Source organism: Halomonas sediminis, assembly GCF_044871105.1.
GTDB classification, from domain to species: Bacteria; Pseudomonadota; Gammaproteobacteria; order Pseudomonadales; family Halomonadaceae; genus Vreelandella; species Vreelandella zhuhanensis.
In genome coordinates, this window is record NZ_CP085246.1 from 1,787,001 (window position 1) to 1,803,650 (window position 16,650).

Below are 16,650 nucleotides of genomic sequence, written 5' to 3' on the forward strand. Positions count from 1 at the left end.
GGTCAACTCGGATCGTAGGAGAGTACCGGTGACAGCCAGCGCTCCAGCTCCTCCATTGTCATGCCTTTGCGTCCAGCCAACACCTCGACTTGGTCGCGGGTGATCTTGCCGGTGGAAAAATACTTCGATTGCGGATGTGAGAAATACCAGCCCGATACCGCCGCCGCCGGCCACATGGCAAAGTTTTCGGTAAGCGCAAGGCCGGTGTTGCGTTCGGCGTCGAGCAAACGGAACAGCGCTGCTTTTTCGGTGTGATCCGGACAGGCGGGGTAACCGGGAGCGGGGCGGATGCCCTGGTATTTCTCACTGATCAGGGCATCGTTATCCAGCGCTTCTTCGGGGACATAGCCCCAGTATTCCTTGCGTACCCGTTCGTGCATGCGCTCTGCAAAGGCTTCGGCCAGGCGATCGGTAAGTGCCTGCACCATGATGGCGTTATAGTCGTCACCGGCGGCTTCATAGGACTTGGCCAATTCATCGACACCATGGCCGGTGGTGACCGCAAAGGCCCCGATCCAGTCCGGCTTGCCGCTGGCCTTGGGTGCGACGAAGTCCGCCAGGCTGTAGCAGATGCCGTCCCGCCCCTTGGTGGTCTGCTGACGAATGTGATGGAGGCGCTCGATGATCTCGCTACGTGACTCGTCGGCATATACCTCGATGATATCGTCATCCACGCTATTGGCCCGCCACAACCCGATGACGCCACGCGCCTGGATCAGATTTTCGTCGAGCAGTTTCTTCAGCATCTGCTGGGCGTCGTCGAAAAGGTTGCGTGCCGCCTCGCCGACCTTTTCATCATTCAATATCTTGGGGTATTTGCCCGCCAGCTGCCAGCTCATGAAAAACGGCGTCCAGTCAATGCGCTCGACCAATTCATCCAGCGGATAGCCTTCGAATACCTTCAGCCCAGTCATCTTGGGCGCCGGTGGGGTGTAGTTCGCCCAATCGGTACGAAAGCGCCGCTTGCAAGCCTGGGCGTAATCCAGATCCGCCGCCTTGGGACGACGCTTGGCGTTACGCTCCCGGACCTTGGCATAGTCTTCGCTAATCTCGTCGACGTAGGCTTGCTTGAGATTCGGCGCCAACAGGCGACTGGCCACACCCACCGCACGCGAGGCATCGGTGACGTAGATCACCAGCTGGTCGTATTGCGGGGCGATCTTCACCGCCGTATGCGCTTTGGAGGTGGTCGCACCGCCAATCAGCAAGGGCAACTCGAATCCCTGACGCTGCATTTCCTTGGCCACATGCACCATTTCATCGAGCGACGGGGTGATCAGGCCGGAAAGTCCGATGATATCGGCATTGACGGCTTTTGCCGTCTGAAGAATCTTCTCGGTGGGCACCATCACGCCGAGATCGATCACTTCGTAGTTGTTGCACTGAAGTACCACGCCGACGATGTTCTTGCCGATGTCGTGGACGTCTCCCTTGACCGTGGCCATGACGATCTTGCCCTTGGCCTGGGTCTCGCCGCTCTTTTCCGCCTCGATATAGGGAATCAGGTAGGCAACGGCCTGTTTCATCACCCGCGCCGACTTGACCACCTGGGGCAGAAACATCTTGCCGTCGCCGAACAGGTCGCCCACCACGTTCATACCGTCCATCAACGGCCCTTCGATGACCTCGATGGGGCGGGGTGCGCGGGCACGAGCCTCTTCGGTGTCTTCTTCAATATAAACGGTGATGCCTTTGACCAGGGCGTGTTGAATACGCTTGTCGACGTCCCAGGAGCGCCACTCCAGGTCTTCCTTCTTGGGACCGCCGCTGCCGTCGCCCTTGTACTTCTCGGCGAGGTCCAGCAAGCGTTCGGTGCTGTCCTCACGCCGGTTGAGCACCACATCCTCGACCGCCTCGCGTAATTCGCTGGGCAGGTCGTCATATACCGCCAGTTGACCGGCGTTGACGATGCCCATGGTCAGGCCGGCACGGATGGCGTAGTAGAGAAATACCGAGTGGATCGCTTCGCGCACCGCATTATTGCCACGAAACGAAAACGACACATTGGAGACGCCACCCGAGATCATGGCGTGAGGCAGGTTTTCGCGAATCCATTGAGTGGCTTCGATGAAGTCCACCGCGTAGTTGTTGTGCTCCTCGATCCCGGTACCGATGGCGAAGATGTTGGGGTCGAAAATGATGTCTTCCGGTGGGAAGCCGATCTCGTCGACCAGCAGGCGATAGGCACGCTCACAGATCTCGGTCTTGCGTGCGAAGGTGTCGGCCTGACCCTGTTCGTCGAAAGCCATGACGATGATCGCAGCGCCGAAGCGGCGACATTTGGTGGCCTGTTCGCGAAAGGCGGCTTCGCCTTCCTTCATCGAGATGGAGTTGACCACCGCCTTGCCCTGAACGCACTTCAGACCAGCTTCGATGATCTCCCACTTGGAGGAATCGATCATGATCGGCACCCGGCAAATATCCGGTTCACCGGCGATCAGGTTCAAAAAGCGCACCATGGCTTCCTGGGACTCGAGCATGCCCTCGTCCATGTTGATGTCGATCACCTGGGCGCCGTTCTCGACCTGTTCCAGGGCGACTTCCAGCGCCGTGGTGAAATCTTCTTCGACGATCAAGCGTTTGAAACGCGCCGAGCCGGTGACATTGGTGCGCTCGCCGACATTGACGAACAGCGAGTCGGCTTGAATATTGAACGGCTCAAGGCCTGAGAGGCGGCAGGCACGCGGACGTTGGGGCACCTCACGGGGTGGCATTTCCTTCACCGCTTCGGCAATCGCCCGAATGTGTTCAGGGGTACTGCCACAACAACCGCCAATGATATTGACCAAGCCGCTCGAGGCGAATTCGGCAACGATCTCGGCCATCTCCTCTGGCGTCTGGTCGTATTCGCCGAATTCGTTGGGCAGACCGGCATTGGGGTGCGCCGAGACGAAGGTGTCGGCCTTGACGGAAAGCTCTTCGAGGTAAGGGCGCAGCTCTTCAGCGCCCAAGGCGCAGTTCAAACCAACCGACAACGGCCGCGCATGACGCACCGAGTTCCAAAACGCTTCGGTGGTCTGACCCGAAAGGGTACGCCCGGAGGCATCGGTGATGGTGCCGGAAATCATGACCGGCAAGCGTTCGCCGCGATCCTCAAACAGCTCTTCAAGGGCGTAGATGGCTGCCTTGGCGTTGAGCGTATCGAAAATGGTCTCGATCATTATCAAATCGGAGCCACCGTCGATCAGTGCTTCGGCGGCCTGGTAATAATTCTCGCGCAACTCGTCGAAAGTAACGTTACGCTTGGCCGGGTCGTTGACATCCGGCGAGAGCGAGGCGGTGCGAGAGGTGGGTCCCAGCACCCCGGCGACATAACGGGGAATGCCGGTCTCTGCGGCGACGTCATCGCACACCTGGCGGGCCAGGCGCGCCGACTCGCGATTGAGCTCCACCACCAACGCTTCCATGCCGTAATCGGATTGAGACAGCTGGGTGCTGTTGAAGGTGTTGGTTTCAATGATGTCGGCACCGGCTTCGAGGTAGTCGCGATGTATCTCGCGGACCAGGCCGGGGCATGTCAGCGCCAAGAGATCATTATTACCCTTGAGATCCGATGGCCAGTCCTGGAAGCGCTCACCGCGGAAATCAGCTTCGTCGAGCTGAGCGTTCTGCAGCATGGTGCCCATGCCGCCATCCAGGATCAGGATGCGTTGAGCGAGGCGTTGGGTCAGAGAAGCAGTCAGAGCACTAGCAGCCATGGTGAGGGTAGATCTCCAGCATGAAAGGGAACATCAAAGGGCTTTTTTAATTCGTCGTTTAACATCTTCATACGTTCGAGCAGCGCTCATGATAGCAAAGCCCGCTACGCGGGGGCAGGTCTATCCGGCGAGGCTCGATGTTCCGGCTGCAAAAAATGCAATAAAACAGCAAAAGAATAGTCTACTAAATTACTCAGGATTGTGTCAGCCCTCAGTTTTGCTTACCATAGGGGCATTAATGTCATGTGAAGTGGCATCGCCACTGACACGGGGAGGAACAATACCTCATGAGCACCACTACAGAACGCAACGAAATCAACATCACCGACAGTGCCCAGGAGTATCTGGCAGAGCTGCTGGAGAAACAGAGCGTCGAAGGCATTGCCGTGCGCATCTTCATTACCCAGCCGGGTACGCCTTATGCGGAAACCTGCCTGGCCTATTGTCGGCCCGGCGAGGAAGAGCCGACCGATGAGCAGCTGACGCTGGAAAAGCTCAATGTGTTTCTCGACAAGAACAGCCTGGCGTTTCTCGAGGATGCAGTGGTCGACTTCAATGCCGACCGCATGGGCGGCCAGCTGACCATCAAGGCGCCTAACGCCAAGATGCCCAAGGTCAACGCCGATAGCCCGCTGGAGGATCGCGTCAACTATATCCTCTACAGCGAGATCAACCCGGGGCTTGCCTCCCATGGTGGCGAAATCAAGCTGGTCGAACTCACCGAAGACAAGCACGCCATTCTGGCGTTTGGCGGGGGTTGCCAGGGCTGCGCCGCTGTGGATCTCACCTTGAAAGATGGGGTCGAGAAAACCCTGATGGAACGCATCCCTGAACTGGGTGGCATCCGTGATGTTACCGACCACACCGACACCACGAACGCCTACTACCGTTAAACGTTTTATTCTCAGGGCTCTGCATCGGCAGGGCTCTGTTCATGTCTAAGTGACTTTATTTCTAAGTAAATTTATTTTCCGGGCCGTTTTCCTCCTCTGAATTTTTCTCGCCCGTACTCTTTTCCAGAGTCCTTTCCTCCATTCTTGCTTGCAGGCCTTCCAGGCTATGCCAGAGTTTGGCTTCCCACCGCTCTTCAATTGCCGTCAGGCGCTTTTCCCGTGCCTCGAGTTCGCATGCCTGAGATTCCAGCTGTGTAGCGAGTTGCTGGTTTTCACGCAGCAGAGCACCGTGCTTTTCCTCCTGACGAGCAAGCGCCAGACGTGCCTCACGGTGCTGAGTTTGCTCTTCGTTCATGGCGGCTTGTTGCTGAGCCTGTTGTTGAGATAGGGCTGCCTGCAAGGAAGACGCTCGCTGTTCAAGCTGCTGGTAGCGTGCCTGGTAGCTTTTTTGTGCGCTGAGCTGTTCCTGGCGATTGGTATCCAGCAAGCCCATCAATCGCGCTTCCGCCGCTTCATGGCGTTTTTCCTCCTGCTCCAGGCGTTGCTGGTATTCCTGCTGTTGCACCGTTTGAATCCGGCGGTGTTGCTCTGCCTGGTGTTCAAGTTTCTGGAACGCTTCGTCTCGTTGCCGGGCAAGGGCGGCGAGCTTGCGTTTATCCGCCTCCGCTTTGGTTTGTTCCTGGCGACGCTGGGTTTCACTTTGCGCAAGTTCGCTACTCAGCTCTTCAAGGCGCTGTTCGGTATGGCGCAGATGTTCCGCCAGGGCGCGCTCGCGCTGCTCGGCATCGGCTGCTTGTCGGCTAGCTTCCTGTGCCTGTTGCTGGGCCTTTTCCACCTGCTGATTGGCATCTTCCCGATAGTGGGCAAGGGTGTCATTGGCCGTCTGCTGTGCTTCGCGCCACATCCCGGTGGCCAGCTCCACAATGACCTCCGGCACTCCCTTGGGCGGCGGCACATCACGATTCAGTTCTCGTTCGCTGCGCCAGTGGCGCAAATGCTCGCTGATAGTGGTGAAACTGCCGGTGCCCAATACTTCGCGGATGCGCTGCACGCTTGGGGTGTCTCCGCGTACAAGCAGGGTATCGATGGCTTCTTGTACATCGGGATATTGAATGCCGTTGCGTGCCATGCGGCTGAGCTCCTTGTTAATCCTGATATGAATGAAGGCTATTTTCGGGCTTTTGCTCAAAATAGGCAATAATTACGTAAAACATAATACGTAATTTTATTTATGAAATAGCTAATAAATTCAAGATTACCCGCCTTATCTTGAGTTTTTAGCCACTACAGGCCAAACTAGGCAAGTTGAATTCAACGAGTGCTGTCATGGCTGAATTTCCCTTGGTATTACCTGAATTTCCGCAACCAGCGCCCCGATCGTCGGCACCGTCCGCATTGCCGAGCCAACCGTCTAACCTGCATATCCGCGCGGCCAGTGATACCGAGGCGGTCATCCAGTGGCTGGAGGAGTACCGCGCCAGCCCGCAGACCCTGCGCAGTTATCGGCGTGAAGCGGAGCGCTTGCTGTTGTGGCTACATGCTCAGAACATGGTGCTTGCGGACATGAATCGAGAGGTCTTGTCGCACTTCGAAGGGTTTCTCAGCGACCCTCAGCCCCGCTCGCAATGGGTGGGGCCTTCAAGGCCACGCCAGCACCCCGAATGGCGGCCTTTTCGAGGCTCGCTGGGGGCGGCCAGCCGACGCCAGAGCCTGGTTATTCTGCAGGGTCTGTTCAGCTGGCTGGTGGAAGCAGGGTGGTTGGCTCACAATCCCTTTCGCTTGATGCGCGACAAATCACGCCGCCTGAACAATCAGGCGCCCGGTATCGAGCGCTACCTGGAGCGCGAGCTGTGGCAATGGTTGTGGCAATGGCTGAATGAGCCTTTGTTAGAACAGGCGACGCCGCGCGAACGCTACCAACAAGCTCGACGGGTATTTCTGTTCGGCTTTGCCTACCTGCTTGCCCCGCGTATAAGCGAAATGGCCAACGCTCGCATGCAGGATTTCCAGCGAACAGAAGGGCGCTGGTGGTGGCACGTGGTTGGAAAGGGGGCTAAGACCGCCCGCATTCCTGTGCCGGATGACATGCTGTACTTCTTGAAGCATTGGCGCGCAGCACTCGGCTTGGCGCCGTTCCCCGAGCACGACGATGACACACCGCTGTTGCGCGCCTTGGATGGAAGGCGTGAGGTGGGGGAAAATCAGCTTTATCGTGTGATTCGAGCCACCTTTCAACAGGCGGCCCAGGCGCTTGAAGATGCCGAGGGTGAGCGTCGCCATATAGAGGCATTAAGGCGAGCGACTCCCCATTGGTTGCGCCACACCGCTATCACCCATCAGGCTCAGTCGGGAGTGGAACTTCGCTACCTGGCGGAAAGCGCGCGTCATTCACGCCTGGATACCACGGCGCGCTATCTGCATACCGAGGATGAGGAATGGCACCGTCAGTTGACCAGCCATACCTTGTCTCATGAGTAAAGTCTCGTGAGTAGGGTCTTGTGAGCAGGGAGGACAGACGTGACGGGGTGCAAAAGGTATAATAGAGGCAGTTTATTGAGGAGGTATCATGAGCGCAGAGTTAACCGCCGAACAGGCCCAGCAAGAGCTGGTTGAAGAATTCGAGATATTCGATAACTGGATGGATCGTTATCAGTACATTATTGATATGGGCAAGCAATTACCGGATTTCCCCGACACCTGGAAAACCGACGAGCATAAAATCAAGGGCTGCCAGTCCAATGTCTGGATGCATCATGAGGTCGATGGCGAGCGTTTGCATTTCGAGGCGACCTCCGATGCGGCGATTGTGTCCGGCTTGATTGCCGTACTGCTGCGCATTTACAACGATCGCCCAGCGGAAGAGATCCGTAATACCGAGCCGCATTTTCTCGCTGACCTAGGGCTGGATAACCACCTGTCACCGACGCGTAGCAACGGCCTGCATGCCATGTTGCAGCGGATCTTTCAGGTAGCGGGCAAGCAGTAAGCCGACACAATATCGGCTCAAGGCGAACATTCCGGGTCTTCTCGACAAAGAACTTCACTGGGGCCGCCGGGTACCGGGTCCATGCCACCCGAATGAGCAGGGTTGCACTTGACGATCCGCTTGATGGCCAGCCACGCGCCTTTCAGCGGCCCATGAACCTGGATCGCTTCTACCGCGTAGTTAGAACAGCTCGGCCAGAAGCGACAACGTGGACCCAGCAGGGGGCTGATTACATACTGGTAGACCTTGAGCAGCGCAATCATAATCCCGCTTGCCAGGCGAGCCAGAAAATGCGCTACCACATGAACCCAGCGTGACAGACAAAACATCAGCGCCCCTTGGCGTACAGCTCGGCCGGGGCGATCAACGGCGTGCTGGTGATGCGCGCACGCTGCGATCCCGGCTCCAGCGCCACATAAAAACAACTGCGCCGACCGCTATGACAGGCCGGCCCAGTTTGTTCTACCTGGAGCAGCAGGGTGTCGCCGTCACAATCCAGGGCGGCACTTTTCAAATGTTGTTGCTGTCCTGAGGACTCTCCCTTGCGCCACAATTTACCTCGTGAACGCGAGTAGTAGCACACCCGCCCGGTATGCAAGGTTTCCTTGAGCGCTTCCTGATTCATCCAGGCCATCATCAGCACTTCGCCACTGTCATGCTGTTGGGCAATGGCCGGCAATAGGCCGTCGGCATTGAAGCGCACTGCATCGAGCAGCTCGGTCAATGCCAGTTGGTGGCCTTGTTCAGCACCTTCCAATTGCTTGAACAGGTTTTGGGAGTCATTAGTTTGGCTCATAAAGGCTCGCTCGTGGTAGGGATGCAGGCTTCGCAAAGGCCCAGAAGCTCTATGGTTTGACGCTCCACACGAAAGCCTTGGCTTGTGGCGTGCTTACTTAGTTTTCGGGTAACGTCATCCAAGTGCAGCTCTTCGACATGGCCACAAAACCGACAGATGAGAAACTGAAAACCATGAGCATGCTCGGGGCAGGCGCAGGCCACGTAAGCATTCTGTGACTCAATGCGGTGCACAAGCCCTTGCCCGATCAGAAACTCGAGAGCGCGATATACCGTAGGCGGGCGCGCCGCAGCATGTTCGGTGGTCAACTGGTCGAGAAGGTCATAAGCCTTGAGTCCACCGCCATTTTCGGCGATAAGCTCGAGCACACGGCGGCGCATCGGGGTAAACCGAACCCCGCGTTCCTGACATTGGTGTTCCGCCTGCTTGAGCAGGGTTGGGGCATGCGGCATGGGTCACTCACTCAAGAAGATAGCCCATAGTCTACGCGGTAGACGTAGGCATGTCAGCGGGGAACACGAGTTCGCTATGCCGCGCAAAATGCTGCTGGGCGAACGCTACCCGAGCCGCTGGGCCCTGGTCTTCGGGTTGAGCTTCTATCATGTCCAGACGAGGCCTGAGCCCCTCACCGTTGGTCATCTGAATGGCAAGCCCAGGCCTGGCATTTAACTCAAGCAACATGGGACCATGCCGACGGTCCAACACCATATCTGTTCCCAGGTAACCAAGCCCGGTCATTTCATAGCAGCCGGCAGCCAACAGTAGCAAGGTTTTCCAGTCAGGTACTGCCAGGCTAGCTAAGTCATGCCCGGTATCGGGGTGGGCATAGCAAGGGCGGTCGAATTGCACGCCACGAAGCGCGGTACCCGTCGCAATATCCAACCCCACACCCACTGCGCCCTGATGCAGGTTCGCCTTGCCATCCGAGGCGGCGGTGGACAGGCGCATCATGGCCATTACCGGGTAACCTTTGAAGATGATCACCCTTATATCGGGCACACCTTCATAGGTGTAAGCCATCAGGCTTTCATCAAAATGAATCAAGCTTTCGATCATGGCCACGTCCGGAGAACCGCCCAGAGAGTAAAGCCCCGACAGGATATTGGACACATGCCGTTCGATATCGGTCAGGTTCAGCACGGCGCCGCTGGGTTTGACATAGGCGCCGTCTTTGCTCTGCTCAATCACCAGAATGCCTTTGCCGCCGCTCCCCTTGGCCGGCTTGATGACAAAGCCTGCATGACCGGTGAGCATGTCGAGAATATGCTTTACTCCGAACTGAGTGGTCACCGTGCCGATAAGCGCAGGACTGGTGATACCGTGCTGCTGAGCCAGCAGCTTGGTTTTTAGCTTGTCGTCTACCAAAGGGAACAGCCGGCGATTATTGTAACGGCCGATATAGCGAATATTACGCCGGTTCATGCCGATAATACCCTTGCTTCGCAGCTTTCCAGGGGAGGTCCAGGAAAGCCACTTCATGGGGTTTTCTCCTCATCGGTGATCGGCTGAAAGCGGCGTAATTCCAGGAGCCGGTAGCCGGTGTAATTGCCCAACAACAGAATCAGTGCCATCAAGATCAACTGCACCCCCAGGAAGTTGAACGTGATATGGCGTACCCAAGGATTATTCATGGCGAGATAGGCCAGCACGGCGGTAACCAGGCTACCCCCCCCCTGAATCAAGACTTCCTTGGGGCCTTCTTCCTCCCACAATATCGACATCCGCTCGATGGTCCAGGCGAGAATAATCATGGGAAAGAAAGTAATGGTAAGACCGGCATTGAGACCCAGCTTGTAAGCCATCACTGAAAATATCGAGATGATCGCAATCACGGTGATAATCACCGCCGACACTCTGGCGACCAACAATAGATTCAAATAGGAAAGGTAGTTGCGGATGACCAGACCGACCGCCACCACCAGCAGAAAACCGATCAAGCCAGTCATCAGTGTGGTTTGAATGAACGCCAGGGCAATCAGCACCGGCATGAAGGTACCGGACGTCTTGAAGCCGACCAGAACACGCAAGAAGACCACCATCAGGGCGCCAATCGGAATCAACAGGATGGTCTGGAATAGTGCCTGTTCTTCCAAAGGCAGGCTGTGAATCGAGAAATTCAGCAAAGTATCTTCGGAAATATGGTTACGCACCGCAGCGGAGGCGGGTTGCGAGTGGGTCATCATGGAAAAATTGACCCGAGAATTGGTGCCACCTGCCACTTCCAATACGGCCTGACCGCCGGCCTCCCATAACAAGAGATTATCGGGTTTGCCTTGTTCGCCGCTAAGGGGATTGAACAGCGCCCATTGTTCCTCACTTTCATCAAAGACTTGAATCCACTGAGTCAAACTTTGGCGACGACGCCCATCCTCCAACAACAAACCACTGACTTCCCGCGCATTGACACCGGCATGGTTCAGCAAGCGAACCGCCAAGGGCACCAACTCATATTGAGTAAGCAGTAACCGGGCATTTTCGCCTTGACGCTCGCCGCCCATGTCCAGCATCAGCTCACGGGCAAATGTATAATTATCGGCGCTGCGAGACCAGGCGCGCTCGACAATATGATTGGCTGCGGTGTCATAGGGGCGCTCCCAGACAATATCGACAAGAGGGGGTGGGGGAGTGAGATCGGGCGCTTGAGAGTCCGGCGAGACCAGCATTTGTACGGAATAATACAGCTGCTGACTGCCTGCGGCATCACGAATCGACCATTCCGCGCGACGGCCGAAATCATCAGCTTTAAAAGCAAGACCATAGCCGGAGGAGGCGGTATTTTCAGTCAAGACTCGAAAACCCGCCTGGTGCGATGGCAGGGCCATGTCGACCATTACCGGTCCGTCCTGAGCATTGAAATTGACCAGTGCCTCTATTTCCCAGACTTTACGCTGCTCGCCGGGCACCCAAGGAATTTCAAATTGAACATGGCGCTGAACGCTCATGGCGATACCCGCCAGCATGAGCACGCCGACAATCAGGTAAAAAGGTAACCGTGACATGAAAATCCTTCAGGTAAATGACGACGAGCAAGACGTCTCATTCGTCGTTATCGAGTTGATCATCAAGCTCATCTTCTTGCGCTTGATCGGCCGGCTTGCCGCCTGGGTATTCCGGGCGGGGATGACGATAGGTTTCGGCAACGTCAATAAGAACAATATCCATCATGAAACGCCGTCCTAGAAGCACGGGATAATCCAGGTGAGTACGGTCCGTAAGGGTGAATTCAACGTTTTCGCGAATTGGACCTAATGTCATCAATAAGCTAATGACAGGCCTGGAGTCATCACCGGACGCTTGAACAACACGTACCCGTCTTTTCACGGGTGCTTCAATCCATTCGTCACGCCGACTGTCTACGACCACATCTTCTTCGGTAAGTGCCAATTTGAAACGCACCCAATTTTCACCATCCCGTTCGAAGCGGCTTATTTCTCTCGCGGAAAGCGACGAGGTATTGGCACCGGAATCCACACGGGCCTTTAAATAGGTGCCAATGCCTGGCAATCCGATCCATTCGCTGCGGCCCACGATCGTCTTGGTATCCAGAATGTCATTCGTCTGGCATTCTTCGCGAATGATAACGGGCGTTCCTTCACGCTGTTCCAGCCGCTGGACATCCTGGCGCAGATTGCGCAATAGACTGCCTACTTCTCGAACGTCGGCGTTCAGCGCTTGCTGTTGATTCAGCTGCGCCTGATGCCAGGCAGGGGCTCGGGAACACTGTGATGCCAGGTTAGTTTCCAGCTGATTGATTCGTGTCTCGAATTGAGAGGCCTCCAAAGGCTGTAATTGCTCGGAAGGATCGGGTGAAACAACGGCACAGCCTGTCAGGGAAACAATAAGGCCCATAGCAAGCCACAAAGAACCTTGGCGCATGACACGGTATCCTGAAAAATGGGAGAGGAATAATACGGAGTCGGTTAGGGCATTGTCCATTCTGGTTCCGGACGGCATGTCATGCTTTCACTTTCAAATGGCTTTTTAAACCACCATTTATTTAACATAATATATATTATGCGAACTTATGGTTGAAAGGTAACATGGCCCACTTGAGCGGTAAGATTCGCGGGCTAAATTGAAAAGAACCCCGATGAATTATCATCGGGGTTCTTTTTACCGCTACGCCGTGCTTTTCACTGGCGATACTGCAGCGTTCAACAGCAACAACAACTTACAACGGCTTATCGTCACTTGTTTCAGGCGGCGCATAAGAACCATCTTGACGGTGCACTTCGTTGCCGGTGATCGGCGGTGTGAAAACACATGCCAGATGCATGGTCTTGGAGGCCCGTAGCAAGTGTTCGTCATGCTGATCCAGAATGTAGATATCACCGGGCTTGATCGGCCAGATCTTGCCATCGGCTAATGTTTCGACTTCGCCTTCGCCTTCAATGCAGTACACCGACTCGTAATGATGTTTGTAGTGAATATGTGTCTCGGTTCCCTCGAAAATGCGTGTGATATGAAACGAGAAATTTCCACCGTCGTTGGCCAGCACCAAGCGCGTGCTATCCCAGTTGCCGTTTTCCGCGGTGACCAAGCGATCTGTCTGGCGAGCTTCTTCAATATTGCGAACGATCATGGAATGACTCCTTCAAATGGCAAGTGGCAGTCGGCCCGGGCCGACTGCCGTGAGGTGCCTCAGTGCTGTTTTCTCAAGTGCATCTCAAGTGCTTTCTGACCTATAACAGTCTTGACAGACGCTTCAAGAATGTCCAGACCTTCAAGCAGGTCCTCATCCGTGATGGTCAACGGACACAAGCATTTAACGACCTCCCCGGCCTGACCACTGGTTTCAATGATAAGCCCATGCTCGAAGGCTTTTGCAGTGATCTTGTCAGCGAGGTCACCATCGACGACATCAATACCGCGCATCAACCCACGGCCACGCTCCGTGGCGGGCATGCCGTTTTCGCTGAGCAGTGCGGCGAGTTTCTGGAAGCGTTCTTCGACGATCCGCCCCTTGCGCTGCACATCGCGCTCGAAGGTATCGTTGCTCCAGTATTTACGCATGGCGGCGGTAGCCGTGACCATGGCCAGATTGAAGCCACGGAAGGTACCGTTGTATTGTCCCGGCTTCCATTTGTCGAGCTCAGGACGCATCAGCACATGGGCGAAGGGCAAGCCAAGACCGGAAAGTGATTTGGAGTTGGTGACAATGTCCGGCTTGATATCAGCGTGCTCGAAGCTGAAGAACTTGCCGGTACGTCCGCAACCCGTCTGGATATCGTCAACGATCAATAGAATGTCATTGGCATGACAGATTTTTTCGAGCCGCCTGAGCCATTCGAGGCCGGCCACGTTGATACCGCCCTCGCCTTGTACGGTTTCCACAATAACGCCGGCGGGAACATCCAGGCCACCGGATTTGTCGCCTAGCAGCTTTTCGAAGTAATCCAGGGTGTCGGCGCTTTCGCCCAGGTAACCATCATACGGCAGAAAACTTGCGCCCTGGGTGGGAATGCCGCCCGTGGCTTCGCGGAACTTACGGTTACCGGTAGTGGCAAGCGCCCCCATGGTCACGCCATGAAAGCCATTGGTGAAGGTGACGATGTTATGCCGCCCTTTGACGACGCGTGCCAGACGAATAGCGGCTTCCACCGCATTGGTGCCGGTAGGACCCGGAAGGTGAACCTTGTAATCGAGTCCTCGTGGTTTGAGGATCAGCTCTTCCAATGTTTCCAGGTAATCACGCTTGGCGGCCGTCCACATGTCCAGGCCATGGATAACCCCATCGGTCGCTAGATAATCGATCATGGCCTGTTTGAGATAGTCGTTATTGTGACCGTAGTTCAGAGTTCCCGCGCCGGCCAGAAAGTCGATATATTCGCGACCGTCTTCGTCAGTAAGACGCGCATTTTTTGCCTTGGTGAAAACTACCGGAAACGAACGTGAATAAGTACGAACGTTGGATTCCATGCGTTCCATCGACTGGGTCTGCATTCAGCGAACTCCTTTAGCAATTACTTTTTTGATGATTGGTTAAATCTAAATCTTGGAAATAAAATCAAGCTCAGTGAAACATTAGATCCGATTGGTTTGAAACGGACCAATGCGCACCAGATTCTCGGGGTCGTGCTCGCCTCCGAGTTGTTCGGTGGAAAAATATTCACGACTATTGAGCGGTGCATGCCAGCGTGCTGCGAGGCGGCGGAACAAGCCCCAGGACGCAAGGTTGTCAGGCGTGATGGTGGTTTCCAGATGATGCACATCGGCAAGTTCGGGACGCGACATGATGGCTTCCACCAGACGCCGGGCCAGGCCGGTACCACGGGCTTTCTCCCCTACCGCTACTTGCCACAGAAAGTAGGTATCAGGCGCATTGTCCTTGACATAACCGGACACGAAACCGACTACCTCACCTTCTTCATTGGTCGCCACGGCACAGGTTTCGCGAAATTGTGTCGCCAGCAGGAGGTACGCATAAGCCGAGTTTACATCCAGAGGAGGACAGGACTTGATTAGCTCATAAACACCCCAGCCATCGTCGGCGTTAGGTTTACGTATGAATAAAGGTGTTTCAGCATGTCCGACGACTGTATCGGCGACGGAAGGACGTGCCAGATCGGCGGAAGGCGTAAAAGGCTGGATAGGGGTACTCATATTTTTGCTTCGCTGTAGCGAATTTAACTGCGATTATACCAGTGGCTTATTAGCAATTCAAAAGTTTGGTTATCTTAGCGACTTCTTGTCATAATATTTTGTTATATTAATTATATTTAGCATTGATGAATGACTAGACGTTAGCCGCTTGTAATAGCGGCTAACGTCATTGGCTATCTGCGGGTTGGGGTGCGTAATGTCACGAATTCTTCGGCGCCGGTGGGATGTATGCCTAAGGTCAAATCGAAATCCTTTTTGGTGAGCCCCGCACGCACCGCGATGGCAATCCCTTGGATTACTTCACCGGCATCATCGCCTACCATATGAGCACCGACAACGATGTCCGTGGCATCATCCACCACCAGTTTCATCAAGGTACGTTCCTGGCTGGCGGAAAGCGTATGTTTCATGGCCTTGAAGTCGGTGCGATAAACGCGAATCGCCGCATATTTCTCTCTGGCCTCTTCTTCCGAAAGCCCTACCGTGCCGATGTTGGGATGACAGAACACCGCGGTGGGAATAGCTGCGTAATCCAAGGGTGCCGGCTCGTCCGGGCTGAAATGATGGGCTACCAGCTGCATGGCTTCAGCCAAGGCCACCGGCGTCAATTCCGGCCCGGCAATCAGGTCGCCCAAAGCCAGAATCGAAGGCACTTGGGTTTCAAAGCGCTCATTGACCGGAATCTTGCCTACCTTATCCAGCGAAATGCCCAATGCCTCAAGCCCTAACCCGGCCACATTGGCCTTACGGCCTGTCGCGGAAAGAATGGCATCCACTTCCATTTTTCGCCCGTCGGTCAGGGTTACCGAGTAGGCGTTTCCCACAGGCTCGATAGTTTCAATGTTGGTATTGAAGTGCAAGTTGACCCCCTTACGGGTCATTTCCGTCCGCGTGAAGTCGCGCACTTCATCATCGAAGCCTCTCAAGAATAGGTTGCCGCGATATATTAAGTGGGTTTCACTGCCCAGTCCGTTGAAGATACTGGCAAATTCCACTGAAATATACCCGCCGCCCAGCACCATGAAACGCTCAGGGAAGCATTCCAGATCGAAAACCTGATTGGAATCCAGCGTGTGCTGATGTCCTGGAAAATCAGGCACCCAAGGCCAGCCGCCAGTGGCCAAGAGTATTTTTTCAGCGCTCACCTCTTGGGTATTTCCTTCGGCTGTTTTCAACAGGACGGTATGCGGATCTTTCAAGCTGGCGCGAGCATCAAATAAAGTGACATCGGCATTTTCCAGCATGCGCCGATAGATCTCGTTGAGGCGTTTGATTTCCCCGCTCTTATTATCTCGTAGTGTGGCCCATTCAAAACGTGGCGGCTCGGGCAGATGCCAGCCAAAACCAGCGGCATCATCGAAGGCGTCATGAAAATGTGCAGCATATGAATATAGCTTTTTGGGAACGCAACCCACATTGACGCAGGTTCCCCCCAAGTAGAGATCCTCCGCTATTGCCACATTAGCACCTGCCGCGGCGGCAGTGCGTGCTGTACGTACGCCTCCCGAACCTGCCCCAATCACAAAAAGGTCATACTCAAATTCTGCCACACCATTCTCCTCTATCTTTATTCATTGCATCTATTGAGTTGATTTTATCTACCGCTGTTTCCCTTCCGTCAAGCATGCAATATTGACCCCGTCCACGCAGAAGGTTAAAAAAGCTTGGCTATTT

15 protein-coding genes are annotated in these 16,650 nt (G+C 55.2%); 3 read left to right on the forward strand and 12 right to left on the reverse strand.

What is annotated here, in order from left to right:
• Positions 1 to 2: 2 nt before the first annotated feature.
• Positions 3 to 3,698 (reverse strand): methionine synthase, encoded by a 3,696-nt coding sequence (metH, locus tag LG290_RS08575; RefSeq protein WP_499834481.1) that lies wholly within the window; start codon positions 3,696 to 3,698, stop codon positions 3 to 5.
• 287 nt (positions 3,699 to 3,985) lie between these two features.
• Between metH and nfuA the strand changes: the two genes are divergently transcribed.
• Positions 3,986 to 4,591, forward strand: coding sequence for a Fe-S biogenesis protein NfuA (gene nfuA, locus LG290_RS08580; RefSeq protein ID WP_114486712.1), 606 nt, complete (start codon positions 3,986 to 3,988; stop codon positions 4,589 to 4,591).
• Positions 4,592 to 4,652: 61 nt separating this feature from the next.
• Here nfuA and LG290_RS08585 read toward each other — a convergent pair whose 3' ends face one another.
• The gene (locus LG290_RS08585; RefSeq protein ID WP_499834482.1) at positions 4,653 to 5,720 is read right to left on the reverse strand and encodes a DNA-binding protein; all 1,068 of its coding nucleotides are present in this window, start codon (positions 5,718 to 5,720) and stop codon (positions 4,653 to 4,655) included.
• A 197-nt stretch (positions 5,721 to 5,917) separates the two neighbouring features.
• On the opposite strand from LG290_RS08585, the gene LG290_RS08590 reads away from it, so the two are divergent.
• A complete protein-coding gene (locus LG290_RS08590) occupies positions 5,918 to 7,069 on the forward strand; it encodes a tyrosine-type recombinase/integrase (protein ID WP_499834483.1) in 1,152 nt (383 codons plus the stop codon).
• Between the two features lie 88 nt (positions 7,070 to 7,157).
• Positions 7,158 to 7,577, forward strand: a complete 420-nt coding sequence (locus tag LG290_RS08595; protein ID WP_499834485.1) for a SufE family protein — start codon at positions 7,158 to 7,160, stop codon at positions 7,575 to 7,577.
• Between the two features lie 17 nt (positions 7,578 to 7,594).
• Here LG290_RS08595 and yidD read toward each other — a convergent pair whose 3' ends face one another.
• The 10 genes from yidD to gorA form a co-directional block, all read right to left on the reverse strand.
• Positions 7,595 to 7,840 carry a membrane protein insertion efficiency factor YidD gene (gene yidD / locus LG290_RS08600; protein ID WP_499837064.1) on the reverse strand — a complete coding sequence of 82 codons (246 nt, stop codon included), beginning with the start codon at positions 7,838 to 7,840 and terminating at the stop codon, positions 7,595 to 7,597.
• A 65-nt stretch (positions 7,841 to 7,905) separates the two neighbouring features.
• A complete protein-coding gene (gene hisI / locus LG290_RS08605; RefSeq protein ID WP_160418560.1) occupies positions 7,906 to 8,373 on the reverse strand; it encodes a phosphoribosyl-AMP cyclohydrolase in 468 nt (155 codons plus the stop codon).
• A complete protein-coding gene (locus tag LG290_RS08610; protein WP_160418561.1) occupies positions 8,370 to 8,825 on the reverse strand; it encodes a transcriptional repressor in 456 nt (151 codons plus the stop codon). Before LG290_RS08610 ends, hisI begins: the two co-directional genes overlap by 4 nt.
• 31 nt (positions 8,826 to 8,856) lie before the next feature.
• Complete coding sequence (locus tag LG290_RS08615) at positions 8,857 to 9,852, reverse strand: alpha-L-glutamate ligase-like protein (RefSeq protein WP_499834486.1); 996 nt, start codon at positions 9,850 to 9,852, stop codon at positions 8,857 to 8,859.
• Positions 9,849 to 11,372 (reverse strand): inactive transglutaminase family protein, encoded by a 1,524-nt coding sequence (locus LG290_RS08620; RefSeq protein WP_499834487.1) that lies wholly within the window; start codon positions 11,370 to 11,372, stop codon positions 9,849 to 9,851. Before LG290_RS08620 ends, LG290_RS08615 begins: the two co-directional genes overlap by 4 nt.
• A gap of 37 nt (positions 11,373 to 11,409) precedes the next feature.
• Complete coding sequence (locus LG290_RS08625) at positions 11,410 to 12,249, reverse strand: ATP-dependent zinc protease family protein (RefSeq protein WP_499837065.1); 840 nt, start codon at positions 12,247 to 12,249, stop codon at positions 11,410 to 11,412.
• Between the two features lie 295 nt (positions 12,250 to 12,544).
• Positions 12,545 to 12,955, reverse strand: coding sequence for an ectoine synthase (locus LG290_RS08630; RefSeq protein ID WP_114486702.1), 411 nt, complete (start codon positions 12,953 to 12,955; stop codon positions 12,545 to 12,547).
• A 59-nt stretch (positions 12,956 to 13,014) separates the two neighbouring features.
• Positions 13,015 to 14,316, reverse strand: coding sequence for a diaminobutyrate--2-oxoglutarate transaminase (gene ectB / locus LG290_RS08635; RefSeq protein ID WP_499834488.1), 1,302 nt, complete (start codon positions 14,314 to 14,316; stop codon positions 13,015 to 13,017).
• 81 nt (positions 14,317 to 14,397) lie between these two features.
• Positions 14,398 to 14,976, reverse strand: coding sequence for a diaminobutyrate acetyltransferase (ectA, locus tag LG290_RS08640; protein WP_499834489.1), 579 nt, complete (start codon positions 14,974 to 14,976; stop codon positions 14,398 to 14,400).
• Between the two features lie 173 nt (positions 14,977 to 15,149).
• Complete coding sequence (gene gorA / locus LG290_RS08645; RefSeq protein ID WP_499834490.1) at positions 15,150 to 16,526, reverse strand: glutathione-disulfide reductase; 1,377 nt, start codon at positions 16,524 to 16,526, stop codon at positions 15,150 to 15,152.
• Between the last annotated feature and the right edge of the window lie 124 nt (positions 16,527 to 16,650).

Coding starts and splice junctions, on each gene's coding strand:
- metH (WP_499834481.1), bottom strand. CDS start 3,698: ATGGCTGCTAGTGCTCTGACTGCTTCTCTGACCCAACGCCTCGCTCAA.
- nfuA (WP_114486712.1), top strand. CDS start 3,986: ATGAGCACCACTACAGAACGCAACGAAATCAACATCACCGACAGTGCC.
- LG290_RS08585 (WP_499834482.1), bottom strand. CDS start 5,720: ATGGCACGCAACGGCATTCAATATCCCGATGTACAAGAAGCCATCGAT.
- LG290_RS08590 (WP_499834483.1), top strand. CDS start 5,918: ATGGCTGAATTTCCCTTGGTATTACCTGAATTTCCGCAACCAGCGCCC.
- LG290_RS08595 (WP_499834485.1), top strand. CDS start 7,158: ATGAGCGCAGAGTTAACCGCCGAACAGGCCCAGCAAGAGCTGGTTGAA.
- yidD (WP_499837064.1), bottom strand. CDS start 7,840: ATGATTGCGCTGCTCAAGGTCTACCAGTATGTAATCAGCCCCCTGCTG.
- hisI (WP_160418560.1), bottom strand. CDS start 8,373: ATGAGCCAAACTAATGACTCCCAAAACCTGTTCAAGCAATTGGAAGGT.
- LG290_RS08610 (WP_160418561.1), bottom strand. CDS start 8,825: ATGCCGCATGCCCCAACCCTGCTCAAGCAGGCGGAACACCAATGTCAG.
- LG290_RS08615 (WP_499834486.1), bottom strand. CDS start 9,852: ATGAAGTGGCTTTCCTGGACCTCCCCTGGAAAGCTGCGAAGCAAGGGT.
- LG290_RS08620 (WP_499834487.1), bottom strand. CDS start 11,372: ATGTCACGGTTACCTTTTTACCTGATTGTCGGCGTGCTCATGCTGGCG.
- LG290_RS08625 (WP_499837065.1), bottom strand. CDS start 12,249: ATGCGCCAAGGTTCTTTGTGGCTTGCTATGGGCCTTATTGTTTCCCTG.
- LG290_RS08630 (WP_114486702.1), bottom strand. CDS start 12,955: ATGATCGTTCGCAATATTGAAGAAGCTCGCCAGACAGATCGCTTGGTC.
- ectB (WP_499834488.1), bottom strand. CDS start 14,316: ATGCAGACCCAGTCGATGGAACGCATGGAATCCAACGTTCGTACTTAT.
- ectA (WP_499834489.1), bottom strand. CDS start 14,976: ATGAGTACCCCTATCCAGCCTTTTACGCCTTCCGCCGATCTGGCACGT.